A 21,494-nucleotide genomic window follows, 5' to 3' on the forward strand; every position below is an offset into this window, starting at 1 on the left:
GGGCCCCAGGACAGCGTCCGCCGTGTGCCGAAGGAGCTGAATGTCCACCGCATCTGTGCCCTCATCCCGTATCGCCCAGCGTCGCAGCTACCTGATGTGCCGTCCCGAGCACTTCACGGTCAGCTACTCCATCAATCCGTGGATGCGGCCTGCCGACCCGACCGACACGGCCAAGGCCGTCGCGCAGTGGCAGACGCTGCACGACGCCTACGTCGCTCTCGGCCACGAGGTTCGCCTCATCGACGGCGTGCCCGGGCTTCCCGACATGGTCTACACGGCCAACGGCGGCTTCGTCATCGACGGCACCGCCTACGGCCCGAAGTTCCGCTTCGCGGAGCGCGCCGAGGAGGCGGAGCCGTTCATGGACTGGTTCGCCGCCAACGGGTTCCGCGTCGCCCGGCCCGAGGAGGTCAACGAGGGCGAGGGTGACTTCCTGCTGGTCGGTAACACGATCCTCGCCGGCACCGGCTTCCGCTCGACCGGTGACAGCCACCGCGAGGTCGGAGAGGTGTTCGGCCGTGAGGTCGTCTCGCTCACGCTCGTGGATCCGCGGTTCTACCACCTCGACACCGCGATCGCCGTGCTCGATCCGGTCGAAGGTCCGGGCGGCGTCGAGAAGGCGAACATCGCCTACCTCCCCGGTGCGTTCGACGAGGAGAGCCAGAAGATCCTCGCCGAGCGCTACCCCGACGCCATCCGCGTCTCGGATGCGGACGGCGACGTCTTCGGGCTGAACTCCGCCAGCGACGGCTACAACGTGTTCATCTCGCCCCGCGCGAAGGGGTTCGAGGCGCAGCTGCGCGAGCGCGGCTACAACCCCGTGCTGATCGATCTGTCCGAGCTGCTGCTCGGCGGCGGCGGCATCAAGTGCTGCACGCTCGAGCTGCGTCGATGACGTCGATGAAGGAGACCGACATGTCCGTGCTCGACACCACCACGAGCGACATCATCACGGCCGAGGACGCGCACCTCGCCCACAACTACCACCCGCTGCCGGTCGTCATCTCTCGCGCCGAGGGGTCGTGGGTCACCGACGTCGAGGGCAAGCGCTACCTCGACCTGCTCTCGGCGTATTCCGCCCTCAACTTCGGACACCTGCATCCCGCGATCGTGGCGGTCGCGCAGGAGCAGCTCACGCGCCTCACGCTCACCAGCCGGGCGTACCACAACGATCAGTTGGGCGTGTTCGCCTCGGCGCTCGCCGAGCTCTGCGGCAAGGACCTCGTCCTGCCCATGAACACGGGTGCCGAGGCGGTCGAGACCGCGATCAAGGTCGCCCGTGCGTGGGCGTACCGGGTGAAGGGCGTCCCCGCGGGCGCGGCCGAGATCGTCGTGGCAGGCGGCAACTTCCACGGGCGGACGACGACCATCGTCGGCTTCAGCGACGACCCGGAGGCGCGCGGCGATTTCGGTCCGTTCACGCCCGGGTTCGTGGCGGCGCCGTTCGGCGACGCGGACGCGCTCGAGGCGGCCATCACCGACAACACCGCGGCCGTGCTGATCGAGCCGATCCAGGGTGAGGCGGGCGTCATCGTGCCTCCCGCCGGCTACCTCGCCGCGGTGCGCGAGATCTGCACCCGGCGCAACGTGCTGTTCATCGCCGACGAGATCCAGTCGGGCCTCGGCCGCACCGGGTACACGTTCGCGTGCGAGCGTGAGGGTGTCGTGCCCGACATGTACGTGCTCGGCAAGGCGCTCGGCGGCGGCATCCTTCCCGTGTCCGCCGTCGCGGCCGACGCGGCGGTGCTGGGCGTCATCCGTCCGGGCGAGCACGGCTCGACGTTCGGCGGCAACCCGCTGGCCGCGGCCGTGGGGCATCGTGTGGTCGAGATGCTCGCCACGGGCGAGTTCCAGCAGCGCGCGAAGGCCCTCGGTGAGCACCTCGAGACACGGCTGAACGATCTCGTCGGCCACGGCGTGACCGCGGTGCGTGTGGCGGGACTCTGGGCCGGCGTCGACATCGACCCCGCGCAGGGGACCGCGCGGGAGGTCGCCGAGCGACTGCTCGGGCGCGGCGTGCTCGTGAAGGATACCCACGGTCAGACCATCCGCATCGCGCCGCCGCTCGTCGTGCGCGCGACGGAACTCGACTGGGCGATCGAGCAGCTGAAGCTCGTCTTGACCGCCTGACGCGCGTCGTCGCCGCCCGATCCCGCGGGTGGCCCGCCTGACCCCTCGGGTGGCCCGCCCGCCCGCCCGGTGTGCCGCCCATGTGGCCGGTGGCCCGCCCGCGCGGCCGGTGTGCCGCCCATGTGGCCGGTGGCCCGCCCGCGCGGCCGGTGTGCCGCATCCCCCTGCGTGTCTCGGTTGTGCACGTTTGGGGTGCGCTGCGCGTGCATAAGTGAGACACGGATGCGGGTGCACCACCGGCACCGCCACCGCCACCGGCACCGCCACCGCCACCGCCACCGGCGCGGGGCGCGGCACGGATGCGGCGGGGCGCGGCGAGTTCCGCCCAGCGGAAACGGGACATAGCCAGGGCGGGAAGCATCCGCGATGATGGGGGCATGGCGATGGCGCTGGAGGGGACGTCCGATGACGGTGCGCGCTCTCTGATCGACCGGGCTTTCGCCATCCTCGGCACGTTCCAGGGCGGCCGCGTGCGTCAGTCCCTCTCGGACATCTCCCGCCGCACCGGGCTGCCGATCGCGACCTGTCACCGCATCGTGAAGCGCCTCACGGAGTGGGGTGCGCTGGAGCGAGACGCCGACGGGCGCTACAACATCGGCCTGCGTCTGTGGGAGACCGCATCGCTCGCGCCGCGATCGGTGGGGCTGCAGCGCCTCGCCCGGCCCTACCTGCTCGACCTGTACGAGACGACGGGATACGCCGCGCACCTCGCGATCCGCGAGGGGTTGGAGCTCGTCTCGATTGAGCTGCTGCAGAGTCCGCGTCGGCCCGCGGCGAGGCCCCGCGTCGGGAACAGGTATCCGCTGCACGCGACGGCGATCGGCCTCGTGCTCCTCGCCCACGCGCCCGAGGAGGTGCGGGCGGAGGTCCTCGCACGCCCGCTCACCGCCTTCACCTCGCGGACCTACACCGACCCGGTGCTGCTCGAGCGTCTACTCGCCGACATCCGCCGCAGCGGCTACGCCGTCAGCGACCGGCAGGTGGACAACGTGCACATCAGCGTGGCCGCTCCCGTCTACGCCGCGGACGGCTCCGTCGTCGCCGCGTGCTCCCTCGCTTTGACCGAGCAGGATGTGGACGGCAAGAACATGATCCATCTGGTGCGGCTGACGGCGACCTCCATCTCGCGGCAGCTCGCCGCGGCGGGGTATGCCCGCCCCGAGTCCTGATCCTCAGCGTGTGAAGGCGCTCAGTCCCGTGACGGCGCGTCCCACGATCAGCGCGTTCATCTCCCGCGTGCCCTCGAACGTGTAGAGCGCCTCCGCGTCGGCGAAGAAGCGGGCGACGTCGTTGTCGACGCGGATGCCCTCGGCGCCGCAGATCTCCCGGGCGAGGGCGACCGTCTCGCGAGCGCGGTCGGCGGCCCAGCCCTTCACGAGCGCGGCCTGCATCTCGTCCGCGCCGCCGTTCTGGCGGGCGTCGGTGATCGCCACGGCCAACGCGAGCGTCGCGGTGGCGTTGCCCAGCATCCGCGACAGCTTCTCCTGCACGAGCTGGAACCCGGCGATCGGCCGTCCGAACTGCCGTCTGCGCGACGCGTAGGCGAGCGCCGCCTCGTACGCGCCGATCTGGAGCCCTGCCGCGTTCCACGCCACGACGAACCGCAGATCGGCGAGGATCGCGGCGAGGTCGGCGAACGAGTCGATGCGCTGCAGCCGGTCGCTCTCTGGCACACGCACGTCGCGTAGTTCGATGTCGCCGTTGCGCACCATCCGCAGCGCGATCTTGCCCGTCACATCGCGCACCGTCACGCCCTCGGCTTCCCGCGGCACGAGGAACGCCTTCACCCGGTCGTCGGCGGTGTCGCGGGCGACGACGACGATCACCTCGGACAGCGCCGCATTGCCGATCCACCGTTTGTGCCCGTCGATGCGCCACGTGTCGCCCTGGCGGGTCGCGGTCGTCTCGAGGCCGCCGGCGACGTCGGAGCCGTGGTCCGGCTCGGTGAGCGCGAAGCATCCGGTGAGATCGAACGAGCGGATGCTCCGATCCCACCGCTCGACCTGCTCGGGGGAACCGCCCCGGCGCACGAGCGTGCGGAACATGCCGACCTGCCCGCCGTAGAGGGTGCCGATCGACATGTCGAAGCGGGCGAGCTCGAGGTGGCGGAAGCCCACGTACAGCGGCCGCGGTTCGCCGTCCGCGTCGATGATCGACGGGTCGTCCTCGAGGTGCAGCGCCGCGATCTCCTGTCGGAGGTGGGCGGGGCAGTGCGCGTCCTCCCACCAGGTGGCCAGATGCGGGCGGGCGCTGCGCTCCAGCAGCTCCCTCAGCTCGCTGAGCTTGGCCGCCTCGGCATCCGTCAGCCGCGCGGCGTAGCCGAAGACGTCGGTGGGAGCGCCCGTCACGACAGTCCCAGCAGTCGGGCGGCGTTCTGCTTGACGATCATCTCGTGTACGTCGGCGGGGAACTCGAGCGTCTGCACGTCGTTGAGCCACCGGTCAGGGGTGAGGGCGGGCATGTCGGAGCCGAAGAGCATCTTGTGCTTCAGATACGTGCGCGCCGCCCGCACGAGCGCGGGCGAGAAGTACTTCGGCGACCAGCCGGAAAGATCGATCCACGTGTTGAGCTTGTGCGTGGCGATCGAGAGCGCCTCGTCCTGCCAGGGCACGCTCGGGTGGGCCATGATCACCTGCAGATCCGGATGCCGGGCCGCGACGTCGTCGAGGAGCATCGGGTTCGACAGCGAGAGTCGGAACCCCCAGCCTCCGGGGGTGCCGGCGCCGGCGCCGGTCTGTCCGGTGTGCACGATGATCGGAACGCCGAGCTCCTCGATCGTCGAGAACAGCGGGTCGAACTCCCCGGCGGACGGGTCGAAGCCCTGCACCGAGGGGTGGAACTTGAAGCCGCGGACGCCGAGCTCCCCCACTTGGCGACGTGCCTCCTCGACCGCCGCATCGCCTTGCAGCGGATCGACGCTGCCGAACGGGATCAGCACGTCGGCGTTGCGGTGGGCGCCCGCGGCGAGGTCGTCGATGCTGTTCGGGGCGTGGCCGAGGTTGGTGGTCGCGTCCACCGTGAACACGACCGCCGCCATCTTTCGTTCGCGGTAGTAGTGCGCGGTCGCATCCACCGTGCGCGGCGGTTCGCTGCTGCCGAAGTACGCCGCCATGGCGGCGGTCAGGGCGGGCGGCGATGCGGTGCGCCCGCTGTCGTCGATCTGCACGTGCACGTGCACGTCGATCGCGGTGACGGCATTCAGATCGATGGTCATCGTGCTCCCTGCATCCGTTCTGCCTGTTCGGCGGCGGCGTCGGCCTTGACGCGCGCGAGTTCGATCTTGCCGGTCTGGCTGCGCGCGAGTGTCGAGCGCACGAAGACCTGGCGGGGCTTCTTGTATCCGGCGAGGCGCTCGTCGAGGTAGGCAGCGAGGGCGTCGAGGTCGACGGCGACGCCGGCGACGGGCACGATCATCGCGGAGACCACCTCGCCGAATCGCGGATGCGGCAGACCGAATACGACGGCGTCGTCGATGTCGGGGTGCGCGAGCAGCTGCTCCTCCACTTCGGCCGGGAAGACCTTCTCGCCGCCCGTGTTGACGACGGCGCTGAGCCGGCCGAGGAGCTCGATCGATCCGTCGCCGCGCGCCAGGGCCCAGTCGCCGGGCATCACGTAGCGGTGCTCGCCGATCGTCGGGAAGGTGCGCGCGGTCTTCTCGGGGTCGCCGTAGTAGCCCCGGGGGAGGACGCCGCGGAAGGCGAGGATGCCGCGGGCGCCGGCGACCGGCGGGATCTCGGCGAGATCCTCGTCCAGCAGCACGGTGCCCGGGGTCAGCATGAGCTTGGCGGGCAGGTCCTCGGCGGTGCGCGTGATGCCGAACGCGAACGGACCGCCCTCGCTGGAGGCGAGCAGGTCGACGATCATGACGTCGCCCTGCTCGTGCAGCCGACGCTTGACCTCGTCGCTGAAGCGCATCCCGGAGCTCATGATCGAGTCGATCCGGCCGAGACCCCGCCCGTCGGCCTCGACGGCGTCGACGAAGGGGAGCGCGACGGCGTCCCCGGCGACCACGACGCGCGTCACCCCGTGCTGGTGCACGAGGGCGAGGGCGTCGGAGACATCCAGGTGGGCGTTCTCGAGCAGCACGATCGTGCCGCCGAGGGCGAGGGTGCCCATCGTCGTGGACTGCGCGGTGCCGTGCAGCATCGGTGGCAGCGGCAGCGTCACGACCCGCGGGGTGGCGGGGTCGGTCGCGATGCGCGTCGCCTCGTCGAGGTCGTCCGGCGGGTCGATCCCGATGACGCCCCACGTCGACTGGCGGCGCGCCTGCAGCAGGGTGTCCATCTCCCAGACGACGGCCTTGGGAGCGCCCGTCGTGCCGCCCGTGTAGAGCCGCAGGTCCGCGCCGCGGGGAGCGGGCACCGGGATCTCGCCGCCCGCCGCGACGATCGCGGCGTAGTCCTCAGCGCCGGGGATGGATGCTGCGCCGTCCTCGTCGTCGACCGCGATCAGCCGCACGGCGGGGTCGAGCCCTGCCACGGCCTCGGCGGCGACGGTCGCGAGCGAGGTCGGCGCGATCAGCACCTTGGCGTCGCAGTCCTCGAGGAGCGCTCGCACCTCGCCCGCCCGGTAGCGGTAGTTGATCGCGACGGGTGAGGCGCCGACGGCCAAGCATGCCCAGAAGAAGGTGAGGTACTCGACCCGGTTGTACAGCAGGAGGGCGGCGGCGTCGCCGAGGCCCACGCCGCTCTCGCGCAGGTGCCGGGCGAGCGCACCCGCCTCGGCGGCGAACCGCGCGTAGCTGAGGCGCCGGGTCGGCGTGGCGATGGCGGTGCGGTCGGGGTCCGCCTGCGCGATTCTCGCCCACAGATCGCTGTAGTGGATGCCGATCACGCGTCCTCCCTCCGCGACGGAGGTCCCGAAGGCTGCGCCTGTGCGGCGAAGCGGTCGGCCCAGGCGGCATCGATCTCCTCCGCGCTCCACCCGCCGTCCCGATGGTCGGTGTCGAGCACCTGCGGGTGGGCATAGAGGGTGAGCCGATCGCCGCCGATCCCGATCGCCTGGCCCGTCACGTGCGCTGCGCGCTCCGAGGCGAGCCACACCACCAGCGGTGCCACGTCGTCGGGGGTGCCCAGGGCCTTCTCGCGGCGGAGCTCCGGCGGAACCGGAAGGCCCGCGAGGTGGTCCTCCCACGCCTGCGCGTACGCGGGGATCGTGGCCGTCATCGGTGAGAGCGCCGTCGGGACGACCGTGTTGACGGTGATGTCGGCGCGGGCGAGTTCGAGCGACCACGTGCGCGCCATCGCCACGATTCCCGCCTTCACGGCCGCATAGTTGGTCTGGCCGAAGCTGCCGAACTGGCCGGCCGGCGAGCCGATCAGAATGATGCGCCCGCCCTCGCCCTGCTCGCGCAGGAAGGATGCGGCGGCCCGGGCGCACGTGAAGGTGCCGCGCAAGTGCGTCTCGACGACGAGGTCGAACTCCTCATCGCTCATCTTCCACAGCACCCGATCGCGCAGCACGCCGGCGTTGGCGACGAGGATGTCCAGCCTGCCGAAGGCGTCCACGGCGGCGCGGACGAGCTGCTCGGCGGCGGCCGTCGAACCCACAGCCGCGACGGCTGCCGTGGCCGACCCGCCGGCGGCCCGGATCTCGTCGACCACGGTGTCGGCCGATGCCGCATCCACGTCGTTCACGACGACCGCAGCGCCCGCGGCCGCGAGGGCGAGCGCGTAGGCCCGGCCGAGGCTGCGGCCCGCGCCGGTGACGACCGCGACCCGTCCGTCGAGACGAATGCCGCTCACCGGAAGTGCCTCAGGATCAGTTCGGCGACGACTCCGGGCTTGGCGGAGCCCTCGACCTCGAACGTCAGCGCGAGGGTCACCTGCAACGCGTCGCCGCGGTCTTCGACCTCGGCGATGCGACCGGAGAGGCGGATGCGTCCGCCCGACGGCGTGGGGGCGGGGAAACGGATGCGGTCGAACCCGTAGACGATGCCGGCGCTGGCCCCGCTCACGCGGTAGATCTCGCGCAGGGGCAGCACCACCATGCTGAGGGTCAGCATGCCGTGCGCGATGCGCCCTCCGAACGGCGAGGCGGCTGCGGCGGCCTCGTCGACGTGCAGCGGGTTGTCGTCGCCGGTCAGATCCGCGTAGACGTCGATATCGTCCTGCGTGATCGGGTACCAGGAGGACGGGCCCAGCTCTCTGCCGCGCGCGGCGGGAAGGTCCTCGATCGCAATGGCGTCGGTCGTCATCGGGTCTCCTCTTCTCGGATACGTCGGGGGATGATGATGGCCCGACCGGTGATCTCGCCTCGTGCGAGCGCCGCGTAGGCGGCGTCCGCATCCTCCAGGTCGAAACGGCGGGTCACGAGTCGGTCGGTGTCGAAGGCGCCCTCGGCGGCGAGGCGCACGACGGCGGGGAGGTCTTCGCGGGTGCGCGCGCCGAACGAGCCGACGATCTGCTGTCCGCGACGCACGAGAGGCGTGATCTCGACCTGCGCCCGGGTGCCGGCGGCGGCGATGCCGATCGCGACGAGGCGCGCACCGTCGGCGAGCATCCCGAGCCCCTGCTCCAGGGTCTCGGCGCGGCCCAGCGCCTCGAAGACGACGTCGGCCCCGCCCGACAGGGCGCGCACGGCCGCGATCGGGTCCTCGATCGACGCATCGACGGTCGCGGTCGCGCCCAGCTCGCGGGCGCTGCGCAGCTTGTCCGCCGCGATGTCGACCGCGATCACCTCGCGTGCGCCCGCCGCGAGGCACAGGGGGATGAGGCTCGAGCCGATCCCTCCGACGCCGATGATCGCCACGGTCGTCCCCTCGCCCACCTCGCCGGCACGGAAGACGGCGCCGTAGGACGTGAGCCCCGCGCAGCCGAGGATGCAGGAGGTTTCGGGATCGAGCTCGGGGGAGAGGGCTGCGAGCGCCGAGATCGGCACCACGCAGTACTCGGCGAGACCGCCCATCGAGTACATCGCGAGGAACGATCCGTCCGGCATCCGCAGCCTGCTGCGTCCGTCGAACAGCGTGCCCTCGAGGCGGTTGCGTCGGAAGAACTGCTCGCACAGGTCGTCGCGACCGCGCAGGCACGCCGGGCAGGTACGGCAGGGCATGATGAACCCGGCCACCACCGTGTCGCCGATCTCGAACGACGTGTCACTGCCGCCTCCGATCCCGACGATGCGTCCGCTCACCTCGTGGCCCATCACCGCGGGGCGCGGGAAGACGACCTCGCCCTTGATCACGTGCAGGTCGGTGTGGCAGACGCCGCACGCGGTCACCTCGAGCAGCGCCTCGTCGGGGCCGGGCTCCGGGACGGCGATCGTCATCATCCGCATCGCCGGGCGGTCGTCCTCCAGCACCGCTGCCCGCATCGTCGCGGGGATGGGAGTCAACACGGATCGTCCTCGTTCCTGTGGTCTCCCAGCATCCTGTCCGCTGCCCTCCGGACGAGCACGCACTCTTCCGTGGAGTGAAAACGGGCCTCCGGTCGGGGTGAGCCTGCGTGTCATCCTGACCGCCGCGTAACTGGCGCGACGAAGGGAGAGCGAGATGGCACCGCAGGAAGCGCTGCTGGATCCGACCGGGATGGGGGCGGGCGCCGACGACGGCACACTCGCCGCTCGTCCGGTGAGCCTGCGAGGGCTCCGGGTGGGGCTGCTGGACAACACGAAGCCGAACGCCACGATGCTGCTGGAGGAGATCGCCGCGATCCTCCAGCGCGATCATGCCGCGGGCGAGGCGACGCTGTACACCAAGGACTACTTCGGGACCCCCCTGTCCGAACCGCTGCTGGAGCGCATCGCGGCGGAGAACGACATCGTGATCACCGCCGTCGGCGACTGTGGCAGCTGCTCGGCGGCGACCGTCGCCGACGGGATCATGTTCGAGCGCGCGGGGGTGCCGACGGTGTCGATCACCTCGGACTCGTTCTTCATGTCGGGTCGCGCGATGGCCTCGGTGCAGGGATTCCCGGGGTTCGAGTTCACCGCCGTCGCGCATCCGATGGCGAGTCTGACGGAGACCGAGGTGCGCGAGCGTGCGGCCGCGGTGATGCCCGAGGTCCTGCGGATCCTCGGCGTGGAGGAGGGATGACGATGATGCTTCTGACGGACGAGACGCCCACGGTCGACGCCGACCGCGTGCGCGAGCTGGTCGAGTACTACTACGAGAACGACTGGACCGACGGCCTGCCCGTGGTGCCGGCCACCGAGACCCTTCTCGGGGAGTTCCTCGCCGCCACGGACCGCGGCGCCGACGAGGTGCTGTTCACGATCTCGCACCTCAACCGCTCGATGACGGTGCGTCTCGCTGCGATCAACGCGGCGATGGCGGGATGTCGGGCGGACTACTTCCCGACCGTGATCGCGGCATGGGAGGCCATCGCGAAGGAGCCGCATCCGGCTCGCGGGATCTGGCAGTCGACGACCGGCACGGCGCCCATGCTCGTGGTCAACGGCCCGGTTCGCGAGCGGATCGGCCTGAACGGGAGTGGCAACGTGTTCGGATCGGGCTTCCGAGCCAACGCCACGATCGGACGCGCGATCCGGCTCGGATGCATCAACGTGTTCGGCCTGCATCCGCACAAGCTCGACCAGGCGACGCAGGGCACCCCCGCGAAGTACTCGGCGTGCATCGCCGAGAACGAGGAGCAGAGTCCGTGGGAACCGCTGCACGTCGAGCACGGCTTCGCGCCCGATGACGATGTCGTCACGGCGTTCGTCATCCGCTCGGTCGTGCACATCGAGGCGCGGCACACGCAGGAGCCCGAGCAGCTGGCGCGGGACCTGATCGACACGATCGCCCGCACCGGTGCGCTCATCCACGAGTACACCAGCGCCCTGCTGGTGCTCACCCCCGAGCACGCGCAGGTGTTCGCCCGAGCCGGCTGGAGCAAGGACGATCTGCGGTCATTCGTGTTCGAGAACGCCCGTCGCGCCCGTGCCGAGCTCGCGGCCGTCGGCAAGGACGCCCTCTCGCACAAGACGCGCTGGCGGTTGCCGAGCACCCACCCCGACTCGATGCCGGACACGGCGAGCACGAGCGAGGACCCTGACACGGTCGCATCGCTGCACAACCCGAGCTCGGTGCAGATCATGGTCGCCGGCGCCGACAACGCGGGCGTCTCGGCTGTCGTGGAGATCTTCACCCTGAACCCGCCGCGCGAGATCCCCTTCTCGCAGAGCCGGATCGGAGCTGAGCGATGAGCGCCGTAACTTCGGTCGACGAGGCTCTCGCCCCCTTCGGGGAGATGATGGGAGCCGACGGGTATCTGCTCAGCTGGGAGCCTTCCGGCGACGATCGGATCGTCGTACGCATCGCGGCGGGCGAGGGGGCCTGCGCGGACTGTCTCGTGCCGCTGAGCGTCATGGAGGCGATCATGGGACAGGCGCTCGCGCCCACCGCCTACGAGCTGGATCACGTCGTGCTGCCCGAGGGCGCCGCGCACTGAGCGGGCCGCGATCATGCACCTCACCGACGAGGAGAAGCGCATGCGCGACGGCGTCGAGGGCGACGCCGTCGCGGTCGCGATGGACCTGCTGATCCGCTACGGCGATGCGCTCCAGGCCGAGCGGTTGGTCGCCACCCGCAACGTCGCCGGAACCATGACCCAGCCCTCGCCCGCCAAGGCGAAGCTCGTGGCCGAGGGCGGGTGGGCCAAAGCGTTCGCGGTCATGAACCTCGACAGCGATCGCGAGCTCGACATCCCCTCGATGCGCGTGCCCACGTGTCAGCTGCAGCACGGGTTCGGCGCCGACGCGGAGGGACTCACCCGCTACCCGGCCGACAGCATCCGGCTGCAGGAGGATGCGGAGTCGTACTTCACCGACCGCGGGGTCCGGGTACTGGGCACCTGCACCCCTTATCAGGTGGGGAACCTTCCCGCCCTCGGCGAGCACTGCGCCTGGATGGAGTCCTCGGCCGTCGTCTACGCGAACTCCGTGCTGGGCGCCCGCACCAACTGCGAGGGAGCGGCATCCACCGGCGCCGCGTCGCTGACCGGCCGCATCCCGTACTGGGGCAACCATCTGCCCGCGAACCGTCTCGCCACCCACCTCGTGCGGGCCGAGACGCCCGTCGAGGGATTCCGAGAGTGGGGGCTGCTCGGCTACTTCGTGGGCGAGCTCGTCCAGGAGGCGAGACCGGCGGTCGTCGGCTCGCTCGCGCCGGCATCGGATGCGGACCTCAAGCACTTCGGTGCGGCCACCGCGACCTCGGGCGGTGTGGAGCTGTACCACCTGCCCGGTGTCACGCCGGAGGCGCCGACCCTGGAGGCCGCGTTCGGAGGCGCCCGGTTACCCGACGCGGTGACCTACGGCCAGCGGGAGCGGCGGGCGACATACGAGACGCTCAACGCGCAGGGCGAGAGCACGGAGGTCGATTTCGTGCTGCTCGGCTGCCCGCACGCCTCGCTCGCCCAGATGCAGGAGATCGCGGGGCTCCTCGAGGGGCGTCGCCTGGCCGACGACGTGCAGCTGTGGATCATGCTGCCGCGTGCGCTCGCCACCGACGCCCTGCGTCGGGGCTGGACGCGTACGATCACCCGCGCCGGCGGGCGGGTGCTGACCGAGTCGTGCCCCGCGATGTCGCGCGCCGCCCCGCCCGGCACCCGCGTCATGGCGACGGACTCGGCCAAGCAGGCCCACTACCTTCCCGCGATCCTCGGCATCGAGGCGTGGTTCGGCACGACGCGCGAGTGCGTGGATGCCGCCGTGACGGGCCGCTGGCGGGGGGAGCTGACGTGATCGAGCTGGTGGGCCGGGGGATCGTCCCCGGACGCGTGCGCGCGCCGGCGCTCGTGACGCGGGAGCCGATCTCGGGCTTCGGGGGCATCGACGTCGCGACCGGCACGGTGATCGAGCCGCGGCACGAGCTGTTCGGGCAGTGCTTCACGGGTCGTGTGCTCGTCTTCCCCGGCGCCAAAGGCTCCTCAGGGTGGTCGGGGTTCTTTCAGAGCACGCGACTCATGGGCACCGCTCCCGCCGCGCTCGTGTTCGATGTGATCACGACCAAGGCCGTGCTCGGTGCCATCGTGACGCGGGTTCCCACGGTCGTGCAGGCCGCCCCCGCGCCTCTGGACACGATCCGTACCGGCGACGTCGTGGACGTCGACGGCGACACCGGCCGGATCGTCGTGATCCGGACCGACGGGGTGGCGGTGCATTCCGGTGAGTGAAAAGGTGGTTGGACCCCGGCGTACTGGTTCGCAGACTCGTCGTGTCGCTCGCAATGGCGTGAGCGGATCATCCCGACACAGGAGTCAGACATGATCACAGCAGTTCGTCGTCCGAAGGCCCGCCGTCTGTCGCTGGTCGCAGCGTCGCTCGCGGTGGGCGCGCTCGCGCTCACGGGATGCGGCGCAGGCGCCGCGGAGGAGTCGGGCTCCACGCCCGGCGCGGGCGGTGATCTCGGCTCCATGACGGTGGTCACGTTCCTGCCTCTGGAGTCGTTCAGCTTCGGCCCGGAGATGTTCGCGTACTCGGGCGGGTACTTCGAGAAGCACGGGCTCGATGTGACGCTCCAGCCGGTGCAGGGCACGTCGGCCGCCATCCAGTCGCTGCTCGGCGGCGCGACCACCCTGACCCGTGCGAGCACGGTCGACGTGTTCCCGCCGATGGCCGACGGGCAGCCGATCCGCGCCGTGGGCACGATGGCCTACAAGTCGAACCTGCGCATGATCTCGGTCGAGGACAACCCCATCACGACCCCCGCCGACATGGAGGGCAAGGTCATCGGAATGGGCTCGATCGGCGGCACCAGCGAGAAGCTGTTGAACCTCACGCTGGACGACGCGGGCATCGCGGAGGACACTGTCACCCGCCAGGCCGTGCCCGTCACGGCGGCGACCCTCGAGGTCGTGCGCCAGGGACAGCTCGACGGCTACATCGTCAGCCTCGACACCTCGCTCGCCATCGGCCAGCAGAACCCGGATGCCGTGGTCGACGATGCCGGACTCGGCGACGCCCCCGACATCCAGACCTGGATCACGACCGAATCCAACCTCAAGGACGAGAAGAAGGTCGCGCAGATCGAGGCGTTCATGGCCGCCATCCGAGAGGCCGTGCAGGACATGATCGACGACGCGCCGAACGACTTCGCCAATGTGCTCAAGACACTGCGCGACAGCGGCGACTGGAACTTCCCGGCGCTCGCCGACGACAAGATCGCGGCGGCCGCACTCGAGATCTACACGACGCAGACCTGGGTCGATGCCGACGGCGGCGTGCCGCTGCTGGAGAACAACCTGGATGCCTGGCAGGCGACGTACGACACCTACGTCAAGGCGGGGATGCTCGAGGGCGGCCAGAACCCGGGCGACTGGATCACGAACGACTACGTGCCCGCGGGCTGAGCACGGGAAGGAACGATCATGAGCAACGACACCGTCGTCACGGCCGATCCGCCGCTGACGGAGACCGCGACGCAGCCTCGTCTGCGCATCCGGGGCGTCGGGCGCGACTTCCAGACCCGGGCGGGGGTGACCCACGCCGTGTCGGGCGTCGACCTCGACATCCAGCGCGGCGAGTTCGTCGCCCTGATCGGGCGCTCGGGATGCGGTAAGACGACACTTCTGCGCATGATCGGCGGCCTGCTCGCGCCGACCGCGGGGTCGATCGAGGTCGACGGCCGTCACCTCTGGCGCGACGGGCGCGTCGAGCCGTCCGCCGTGACCCGGCTCGGGTTCGTGTTCCAGGAGAGCAACCTGTTCCCCTGGTTCTCCGTGCTCGACAACATTGCGCTGCCGCTCAAGCTGCGCGGAGTCGGCAAGGCGGAGCGCCGGGCGCGCGCAGCGGAGTTGGCCGACCTCGTGGGGCTCAAGGGGTTCGAGCGGTCGTATCCGCGTGAGCTGTCGGGCGGGATGCGCCAGCGCGCCGCCATCGCGCGCTCGTTGAGCACCGAACCCGATCTGCTGCTCATGGACGAGCCCTTCGGGGCGCTCGACGCGCTGACGCGCGAGCGGATGAACCTGGAGCTGCAGCGCATCGTCCTGCAGACCACTTCCACGGTCGTCTTCGTGACGCACGACATCCCGGAGGCCGTCTTCCTCGCCGACCGGGTCGTGCACATGACGCCGCGGCCGGGCCGCATCCGACAGATCCTGACCGTTCCGGACGCCAAGCCGCGCGACATCGAGCTGCAGACGACGCCCGGATTCAACGACATCGTGCGCAGCCTTCGCCACGACCTCGACGAGGAGGAATGAGCGCATGACCACCGTGCAAGCGCCCCCGGACCAGCCGACGACCACCTCGGTCGTCACCCTCGAGCGCCGCCGCGCCCGCGCTCGAACGATGAAGATCCTGCCGTGGATCGTGACCCCGGCCCTCGTCGTCGTGATCGTCGGCCTGTGGCAGCTCTACGTCAGCGTGTTCGAGGTGAACCCGTTCGTGTTCCCGCCGCCGGCCGCCGTCGGCGAGGCGTTCGTCGCACTCGTCTCCGACGGCAAGACGTGGGCGGAGGCGGGGGTCACCGTCACCGAGATCCTCGTCGGCTTCGCCGTGGCCGTCGTCCTCGGCGTGGTCGTGGGCGTCGTCCTCGGCAAGCTCCCGTGGCTCGAGGTCAGCATCCGCCCGTTGATCGTCATCGCGCAGGTCGCCCCCAAGGTCGCCTTCGTGCCCCTGTTCGTCATCTGGTTCGGCTTCGGCATCACCTCGAAGATCGTCCTGGCCGCGCTGCTGGCGTTCTTCCCCGTAATGCTCAACGTGCTGCTAGGCGTGCGATCCGTCGAGCGGGGACAGCGCGAGGTGATGCGCAGCCTCAACGCCTCCAGGGCGCAGACCTTCACGCAGCTCGAGATGCGCAGCCTGCAGCCGTACCTGTTCGCCGGTATGGAGGTCGCGATCGTCCTGGCCACGATCGGCGCCATCGTCGGCGAGTACCTCGGCGGCAGCGTCGGGCTCGGCGCGATGGTCGTCAGAGCCATGAACTCGCTGGATGCGGCGCGCACCTTCGCCCTGATCCTGCTGCTCTCGCTCATCGGTCTCGTGCTGTACCTGATCGTCAACGAGGCCAAGCGGTTCTTCATCCCGTGGCACGAGTCGGTCTACGGCCTGCGCGAGAACCTCTGATCCGCACATCCCCGACGCCGCGCTCTCCCAGGGGCGCGGCGTCGGCGCGCGTCGTGGGAAGGTAGCCAGGTGACGCAGGAGGACAGATCGCGCGACCGCATCCAGAGTGTAGAGCGCGCCGTCGCGGTGCTGCGCGCCTTCGGTGGCCACGACGCGACCTCGAGCGTGAGTGAGCTGGCGGCGCGCGTTCAGCTGCCGAGGCCCGTCGTGCGCCGCATCCTGCTCACGTTCGAGCACATCGGCTACGTCCGAAACGAGAACGGTCGCTGGGCGCTGACGGCCCGCATCCTCGAGCTCGGTGCGGGCTACTTCGCCGCCTCGTCGCTACCGGAGATCGCGCAGCCGATCATGGCCGAGATCGTCGCGCGCACGGGGGAGACCTGCAGCATCGGCGAGCTCGATCTGCCCGATGTGATCCACGTCGCGCGCGTCGAGGAACGGCGTCCGCTTCCGGACGCGGTGCGGGTGGGCACACGCCTGCCGGCGCACGCGACGGCGGTCGGGCGCGTGCTGCTGGCGGATCTGCCCGCGTCGGAGCTCGACGCCTACCTGGCGCGCCCGCGTGAGGCATACACCCCGCTCACGATCGTCGCGACCGAAGCTCTCCGCGAGCGCCTGCGGCAGGTGCGCGTCGACGGCTACGACGTGTCGATCGAAGAGCTGCACCCCGGGATGATCGCGGCCGCCGTGCCGATCGTCGTCGCGGGACGAGCCGTGGCGGGACTGACGGTGTCGTCCACCACGCTCCGCTCGCGCGACGCGGCGCTGCGTGAGGAGATCGTGCCCGTGCTGCGGGATGCGGCCGAGCGCATCGCTGACGCCTATCGCGCGGCGAACCCCGGCGTGTACCGGACGCCGCCCGCGGGCGGCTGACGCGGTCTCAGCGCGCCGAGGCGGGCGTGGGCACCACCATCTCGGCGGTCGGCTCCTCGGTGCCGAGATAGGCGCCGTCCGTGATCAGTCGCGCCTGGAGCCCCGAGACGTCCACGTCGCCCACCGCAACGCCCGCACCCAGGGCGAGAGCGGCTGCGGTGCCGGCCGCCTGGCCCATCGCGAAGCAGGGACCGGTGACGCGCCCCGACGACTGCCCGCCCTGGGTCATCGACGCGCAGCGCCCCACGACCAGCAGGTTCGGCACGACCTGGGGCACCAGCATCCGGTACGGCAGCTGGTTGAAGCCTCTGCTGTCTGCGGGGGCGAAGCGGAACTCGACGTCTCCCGCCACGTGGGCCTCGACCGGCCAGCCGTTGACCCCGATCGCGTCGGTGAAATCGGCGCAGCCGAGCACGTCCTGCTCGGTGAGCATGTAGCGGCCGCGGATGCGCCGGGTCTCGCGGATTCCGATCTGCGGGGCGATGTCGACGACGTAGGAGTCCTCGAAGCCGGGCGTTCGCTCGCGGATGAAGGCGAAGGTGTCGCGCACCTGGCGGCGCCCCTGCAATTCCCCGTGCGAGAGCTGCCGCACATCGGTGCCGTCGACGGCAGAACCGTCGTCGTTGCTCAACTGTGTGAGGTTCGAGCGCCACTCCAGCGGATTGCGCTGCGGACGCACGATGGGCTTCTTGCGGGGGAAGCGATGCGTGCCGGCGGCCTCCGCATCCTCCATCAGGCGACGGATGGTGCGCCAGGCCGGGCCCGCCTTGTCGTAGTCGACCCCGTTGATGCGGAACATCAGCGAGGGGTAGAGCAGCTGTTCCGAACGCTCGAACGGCGCACCCGCGAAGGCGGCGATGTCGGCGTCGCCGGACCCGTCGATGAAGACCGATCCGCGCACGGCCTGCCGGCCCGACTTCGATTCGATGACGACCGCGTCGATCGCGCCGTCGTCGGCGAGCACCGTGTCGACGGCAGTCGTGTGGAACAGCACCTCCGCGCCGGCCGAGACGAGCAGCTCGTCGGCGGCGATCTTGTAGGCCGAGATGTCGAACGCCTGCGCCATGATGCGGTCGTCGACGCTCAGGTGCGGGTCGTTGAGCCCGTCGAGGGCGACGAGGCGGTCGAGCAGGTCGTCGGTGATCCCCCGGATGACGCGCGTGTCGACCCCGTGCACGCGCGCGTGAAGGCCGCAGAAGGTGCTCAAGCCGCCCATGGTCCCCGCGCCGCCGAGGAACCCGTAGCGCTCCAGCAGCACCACGGAGCGGCCCGCCCGCGCGGCGGCCGTGGCGGCGAACAGGCCGGCGGGCCCCCCGCCCACCACGACGACGTCATACTCGCCGATGACGGGGATGCGGGCGGCGGGCAGGGTGATCGTCGAATCGGTCATACGTCCTCCAGGCTCGGGGTCTCGGTGTCGTCTCGGTCGCAGAGCCCCGGCCGCGCGCACAGCACGGCGCCGCATCCGAGGGGCTGAACGAGGTGCTCGTACTGGTCGAGCATCCCGCCGCCGGAGTCGCGGTCGAGGGGAGGGCGGTAGGGCTCGCGCGCGGCGAGCTCGGCGGCGTCGACGAGCAGGTCGACGCGCCCCTCGGACAGATCGATGTCGATCACGTCGCCGTCCTGCACCCGGCCGAGCGGCCCGTCGTCCGCGGCCTCGGGGGAGACCTCGCCGATCGAGATGCCCTGGTTGACCAGTCCGCTGAACTGCCCGTCGGTCACGAGTGCGACGTCATCGGCCAACCCCCGCGCGTGCAGAGCGAAGATGAACGCGGAGGTCAAACCCATCCCGGGCGCCCCCCGTACGCCGATGCCGCGGATCACGGCGACATCGCCGCGCTGCAGCCGACCGTCGCCGATCGCCCCGATCGCCTCCTCCCGGTTCGCGAACACGCGCGCCGGCCCGCGGAAGCGGTGCGGGCCCGGATCGGGGACGGGACGCTTCGCGACGGCGCCGCCCGGGGCGAGCGAGCCGCGGAGCACGGAAATCGCGGGATCTGTGCCGAACGGGTCCTCGAGCGAGCGGATGACCACCCCGTCCGGAGTGGGGGCTGCCGCCGCGTTCTCGGCCACGGTCGTGCCCGCGACAGTGGGTCGCTCACCGTGCAGCAGCGGCAGCAATGCGCGCAGCAGCGTGGCGCCGCCGCCGGCGTCATCGAACTCCTCGATGAGGGCGGGGCCGTTGGGGCGCACGGATGCGAGCAACGGGGTCTGGCGCCCGAGCGTGCGGAACAGGCCCCAGACGTCGACCTCCACCCCGGCCTCGATCGCGATGGCCTGCAGATGCTTGATCGTGTTCATCGAGCCGCCCACGGCGAGCATGGCGCGCACCGCATCCCGGATCGCCTCGGCAGTGATGATCTGGCGCGGGCGGATGTCGCGGGCGATCAGATCGGCCATGGCGACAGCCGAGCGGCGCACGCTGTCCCACATCCGCGCGCCGCCTGCACGGACCGGAGCGGCACGGGGAACGGTCATGCCGAGCGCCTCGGCGACCACGTGCATCGAGTTCGCGGTGGCCATGCCCGAGCAGACGCCGGGACCCAGGATCGCGTCGTCGGCGAGGTCGATGAGGTCGTCGGTGGGAGCCCCCGTGACGGCCGCCTGGGCGGCGAGCAGGAAGACCTCCTCGACGTCGGCCTCGCGCCCCTCGGCCAGGCCGGAGTGCTGATAGCCGCACGGCACGATCACCGTAGGTACGTTCAGGCGTCCCGCCGCCATGAGGTGCGCCGGCGTGGTCTTGTCGCACGAACTGAGACAGATCATGCCGTCGAGCAGCGCGCCCTCGACGGCGGCCTCGATGTCGTTCACGATGAGGTCGCGACTCGGCAGGATGTAGCGCCCGGCGCGTCCCGCGCTCGTGACGAAGTCGGAGGGGGCGGCGGTGCGGATCTCGAACGGCAGCAGGCCCTGTGCGCGAAGCTCCTTCTTGAGCACGACGACGATGTCGTCGAGATGCGCGAAGCACGCCGCGAGATCCGACGACGTGTTGACGATCGCGATCTTCGGGCGGTTGAGCTCCGCCGCGGGGATGCCGAGGGAGCGCCACTGCGCGCGACGGGCGACTCCGAGCGCGGAGGTGGGAGGGAGATTGCTGCGCAACGCGGACATCGGCCGTCCTTCCATGTCGTCATCGACAGACCCGAGTGTACGCATTGCGATCGTCTGCACGCAATGCGTACACTCGGGTCTCGTGCAAGCGGTCCTCCGATGACGGCGTCGCGCCCGCTGACCGCGGGCCTCGTCCTTGTTCTCGGTCTGCTCATGACCGCCAACCCGCTCGCGGCGAGCCTCTTCCTTCCCGGGCTCGGTGTGATCGTCGACGAGCTCGGCACCACCACCGCGGGCGGTCAGATGGTCTACACCGGGTTCCTGTTCGGCGTCGCAGGCGGGCAGCTGCTGATCGGACCGCTCTCGGACGTGACCGGTCGCCGTCCCGCTCTCCTGTGCGGACTGGGGCTGCTCACCGCATCCGCCGCCGCATCCGCCGCCGCCGGCTCGATCGAGGTGCTCGTCGCGACGCGCGTCGCACAGGGGCTGGGGGCTGCGGCAGTCGTCGTCGTCGCGCGAGCGGTCGTGGCCGACCTCGCGAGCGGCGTCGCCGCGGCTCGCGCATACAGCATCCTCATGTCCGTGATCGCGGCGGGTCCGTTCGCCGCTCCCATCCTCGGGGCCGCGGCGTTGCGGTTCGGCGGATGGCGGGCGGGCTTCCTCGTGCTCGCGGTGTTCGCCGCGCTCGCACTGGCCGCGGCGGCCGTTCTCGTCCCCGAGAGTCTGGAACGCGAGCGGCGCCAGACCCTGCGGTTCGGAGCCATGGCCGCCAACTACGGGCGCCTGCTGCGCGATCGAGGGTACGTCCTGCCCGCCCTGTCGATGGCGTTCGGTTTCGCGGCGCTCGCGGTGCACTCCGCCGCATCCTCCTTCGTCGCGCAGGAGATCCTGCACACCGGGCCGTGGGGCTTCGCGCTCGTCTACGCGCTCTACGCGGGCTCCGTGCTCGCCGGCAGTACCGTCAACGCCGTGCTGGTCGGGCGCTTCGGCATCCGACGGATGATGGCGGCCGCCCAGGGTGCGGCGCTCGTGGCCGCCAGCGCGCTGCTGGCGTTCGCACTGTGGGGGCCGTTCACGCTCGTGACCTTCCTCGTGCCCGTCCTCGTGAGCGGGGCCGCGGCCTCCGCGGTGCTGGCCAGTGCGAGCGCCCTCGCCCTGTCGCGGGCGCGATTCGCGGCGGGTGCGGGAGCGGCTCTCATGGGTTCGGCGCAGTACGCGGTGGCCGCCGCCGCGGCGCCCGTGGGCGGCATCCTGGGCTCGCACACCGCCGTCCCCATGGCGGCGGGCATGCTCGCATGCCTCGTCGTCAGCGCGCTGTGCGCCGCCCGCACCCGTCCCTGACGCGGCTGCTCGGAGTGGGGTGCGGGGCGGGCTGGTGTGTGGGGTGCGGCGCGCGGAGTGCGGGGGGCGGGGGCCGTGTGTCTCACTTG

At 71.0% G+C, this 21,494-nt stretch carries 21 protein-coding genes; 13 read left to right on the top strand and 8 right to left on the bottom strand.

Annotated elements, in window-relative coordinates; all coding sequences use genetic code 11:
- Window positions 1-40 precede the first annotated feature (40 nt).
- The 3 genes from ddaH (at window position 41) to ACYVJS_RS09535 (ending at window position 3,299) form a co-directional block, all read left to right on the top strand.
- Window positions 41-895 (top strand): dimethylargininase, encoded by an 855-nt coding sequence (gene ddaH, locus ACYVJS_RS09525; RefSeq protein WP_460739705.1) that lies wholly within the window; start codon window positions 41-43, stop codon window positions 893-895.
- A 20-nt stretch (window positions 896-915) separates the two neighbouring features.
- On the top strand, window positions 916-2,130 hold the full coding sequence (gene rocD, locus ACYVJS_RS09530) for an ornithine--oxo-acid transaminase (RefSeq protein WP_460739706.1): 1,215 nt from the start codon (window positions 916-918) through the stop codon (window positions 2,128-2,130).
- Window positions 2,131-2,507: 377 nt separating this feature from the next.
- Window positions 2,508-3,299: an IclR family transcriptional regulator gene (locus ACYVJS_RS09535; RefSeq protein ID WP_234073753.1), complete on the top strand. Its 792-nt coding sequence runs from the start codon at window positions 2,508-2,510 to the stop codon at window positions 3,297-3,299.
- Between the two features lie 3 nt (window positions 3,300-3,302).
- On the opposite strand, the gene ACYVJS_RS09540 is transcribed toward ACYVJS_RS09535, so the two are convergent.
- Genes ACYVJS_RS09540 through ACYVJS_RS09565 form a run of 6 tightly spaced genes read right to left on the bottom strand, consistent with a single transcriptional unit; the run spans window position 3,303 to window position 9,468 of the window.
- Window positions 3,303-4,478 carry an acyl-CoA dehydrogenase family protein gene (locus tag ACYVJS_RS09540; protein WP_460739707.1) on the bottom strand — a complete coding sequence of 392 codons (1,176 nt, stop codon included), beginning with the start codon at window positions 4,476-4,478 and terminating at the stop codon, window positions 3,303-3,305.
- Entirely contained in the window at window positions 4,475-5,344 is an 870-nt protein-coding gene (locus ACYVJS_RS09545; protein WP_460739708.1) for an amidohydrolase family protein, read from the bottom strand. Before ACYVJS_RS09545 ends, ACYVJS_RS09540 begins: the two co-directional genes overlap by 4 nt.
- On the bottom strand, window positions 5,341-6,963 hold the full coding sequence (locus ACYVJS_RS09550; RefSeq protein WP_460739709.1) for an AMP-binding protein: 1,623 nt from the start codon (window positions 6,961-6,963) through the stop codon (window positions 5,341-5,343). Before ACYVJS_RS09550 ends, ACYVJS_RS09545 begins: the two co-directional genes overlap by 4 nt.
- Complete coding sequence (locus ACYVJS_RS09555) at window positions 6,960-7,874, bottom strand: SDR family NAD(P)-dependent oxidoreductase (RefSeq protein WP_460739710.1); 915 nt, start codon at window positions 7,872-7,874, stop codon at window positions 6,960-6,962. Before ACYVJS_RS09555 ends, ACYVJS_RS09550 begins: the two co-directional genes overlap by 4 nt.
- A complete protein-coding gene (locus ACYVJS_RS09560) occupies window positions 7,871-8,326 on the bottom strand; it encodes a MaoC family dehydratase (RefSeq protein WP_460739711.1) in 456 nt (151 codons plus the stop codon). Before ACYVJS_RS09560 ends, ACYVJS_RS09555 begins: the two co-directional genes overlap by 4 nt.
- Window positions 8,323-9,468: a zinc-binding dehydrogenase gene (locus ACYVJS_RS09565; RefSeq protein WP_460739712.1), complete on the bottom strand. Its 1,146-nt coding sequence runs from the start codon at window positions 9,466-9,468 to the stop codon at window positions 8,323-8,325. The genes ACYVJS_RS09560 and ACYVJS_RS09565 overlap by 4 nt, the downstream gene beginning before the upstream one ends.
- 154 nt (window positions 9,469-9,622) lie before the next feature.
- Here ACYVJS_RS09565 and ACYVJS_RS09570 point away from each other — a divergent pair, with 154 nt between their 5' ends.
- The 9 genes from ACYVJS_RS09570 to ACYVJS_RS09610 all read left to right on the top strand — a co-directional run bounded on the left by ACYVJS_RS09570 (window position 9,623) and on the right by ACYVJS_RS09610 (window position 17,013).
- Window positions 9,623-10,165, top strand: coding sequence for a UGSC family (seleno)protein (locus tag ACYVJS_RS09570; RefSeq protein ID WP_460739713.1), 543 nt, complete (start codon window positions 9,623-9,625; stop codon window positions 10,163-10,165).
- Complete coding sequence (locus ACYVJS_RS09575; protein ID WP_460739714.1) at window positions 10,162-11,277, top strand: hypothetical protein; 1,116 nt, start codon at window positions 10,162-10,164, stop codon at window positions 11,275-11,277. Before ACYVJS_RS09570 ends, ACYVJS_RS09575 begins: the two co-directional genes overlap by 4 nt.
- Window positions 11,274-11,522 (top strand): hypothetical protein, encoded by a 249-nt coding sequence (locus ACYVJS_RS09580; RefSeq protein WP_460739715.1) that lies wholly within the window; start codon window positions 11,274-11,276, stop codon window positions 11,520-11,522. The genes ACYVJS_RS09575 and ACYVJS_RS09580 overlap by 4 nt, the downstream gene beginning before the upstream one ends.
- A gap of 13 nt (window positions 11,523-11,535) precedes the next feature.
- A complete protein-coding gene (locus ACYVJS_RS09585; protein WP_460739716.1) occupies window positions 11,536-12,816 on the top strand; it encodes an aconitase X in 1,281 nt (426 codons plus the stop codon).
- Window positions 12,813-13,247: an aconitase X swivel domain-containing protein gene (locus tag ACYVJS_RS09590; RefSeq protein WP_460739717.1), complete on the top strand. Its 435-nt coding sequence runs from the start codon at window positions 12,813-12,815 to the stop codon at window positions 13,245-13,247. Before ACYVJS_RS09585 ends, ACYVJS_RS09590 begins: the two co-directional genes overlap by 4 nt.
- Window positions 13,248-13,337: 90 nt before the next feature.
- A complete protein-coding gene (locus tag ACYVJS_RS09595) occupies window positions 13,338-14,423 on the top strand; it encodes an ABC transporter substrate-binding protein (RefSeq protein WP_460739718.1) in 1,086 nt (361 codons plus the stop codon).
- 18 nt (window positions 14,424-14,441) lie between these two features.
- A complete protein-coding gene (locus ACYVJS_RS09600) occupies window positions 14,442-15,275 on the top strand; it encodes an ABC transporter ATP-binding protein (protein WP_460739719.1) in 834 nt (277 codons plus the stop codon).
- 4 nt (window positions 15,276-15,279) lie between these two features.
- Entirely contained in the window at window positions 15,280-16,140 is an 861-nt protein-coding gene (locus ACYVJS_RS09605; RefSeq protein ID WP_460739720.1) for an ABC transporter permease, read from the top strand.
- A 69-nt stretch (window positions 16,141-16,209) separates the two neighbouring features.
- Complete coding sequence (locus ACYVJS_RS09610; protein WP_460739721.1) at window positions 16,210-17,013, top strand: IclR family transcriptional regulator domain-containing protein; 804 nt, start codon at window positions 16,210-16,212, stop codon at window positions 17,011-17,013.
- Window positions 17,014-17,020: 7 nt separating this feature from the next.
- Here ACYVJS_RS09610 and ACYVJS_RS09615 read toward each other — a convergent pair whose 3' ends face one another.
- Complete coding sequence (locus tag ACYVJS_RS09615; RefSeq protein ID WP_460739722.1) at window positions 17,021-18,403, bottom strand: FAD-dependent oxidoreductase; 1,383 nt, start codon at window positions 18,401-18,403, stop codon at window positions 17,021-17,023.
- Window positions 18,400-20,124, bottom strand: a complete 1,725-nt coding sequence (locus tag ACYVJS_RS09620; protein ID WP_460739723.1) for a dihydroxy-acid dehydratase domain-containing protein — start codon at window positions 20,122-20,124, stop codon at window positions 18,400-18,402. The genes ACYVJS_RS09615 and ACYVJS_RS09620 overlap by 4 nt, the downstream gene beginning before the upstream one ends.
- A gap of 99 nt (window positions 20,125-20,223) precedes the next feature.
- Here ACYVJS_RS09620 and ACYVJS_RS09625 point away from each other — a divergent pair, with 99 nt between their 5' ends.
- On the top strand, window positions 20,224-21,405 hold the full coding sequence (locus ACYVJS_RS09625; RefSeq protein WP_460739724.1) for a Bcr/CflA family efflux MFS transporter: 1,182 nt from the start codon (window positions 20,224-20,226) through the stop codon (window positions 21,403-21,405).
- Window positions 21,406-21,494: the final 89 nt, after the last annotated feature.

This window comes from Microbacterium neimengense (assembly GCF_054782995.1).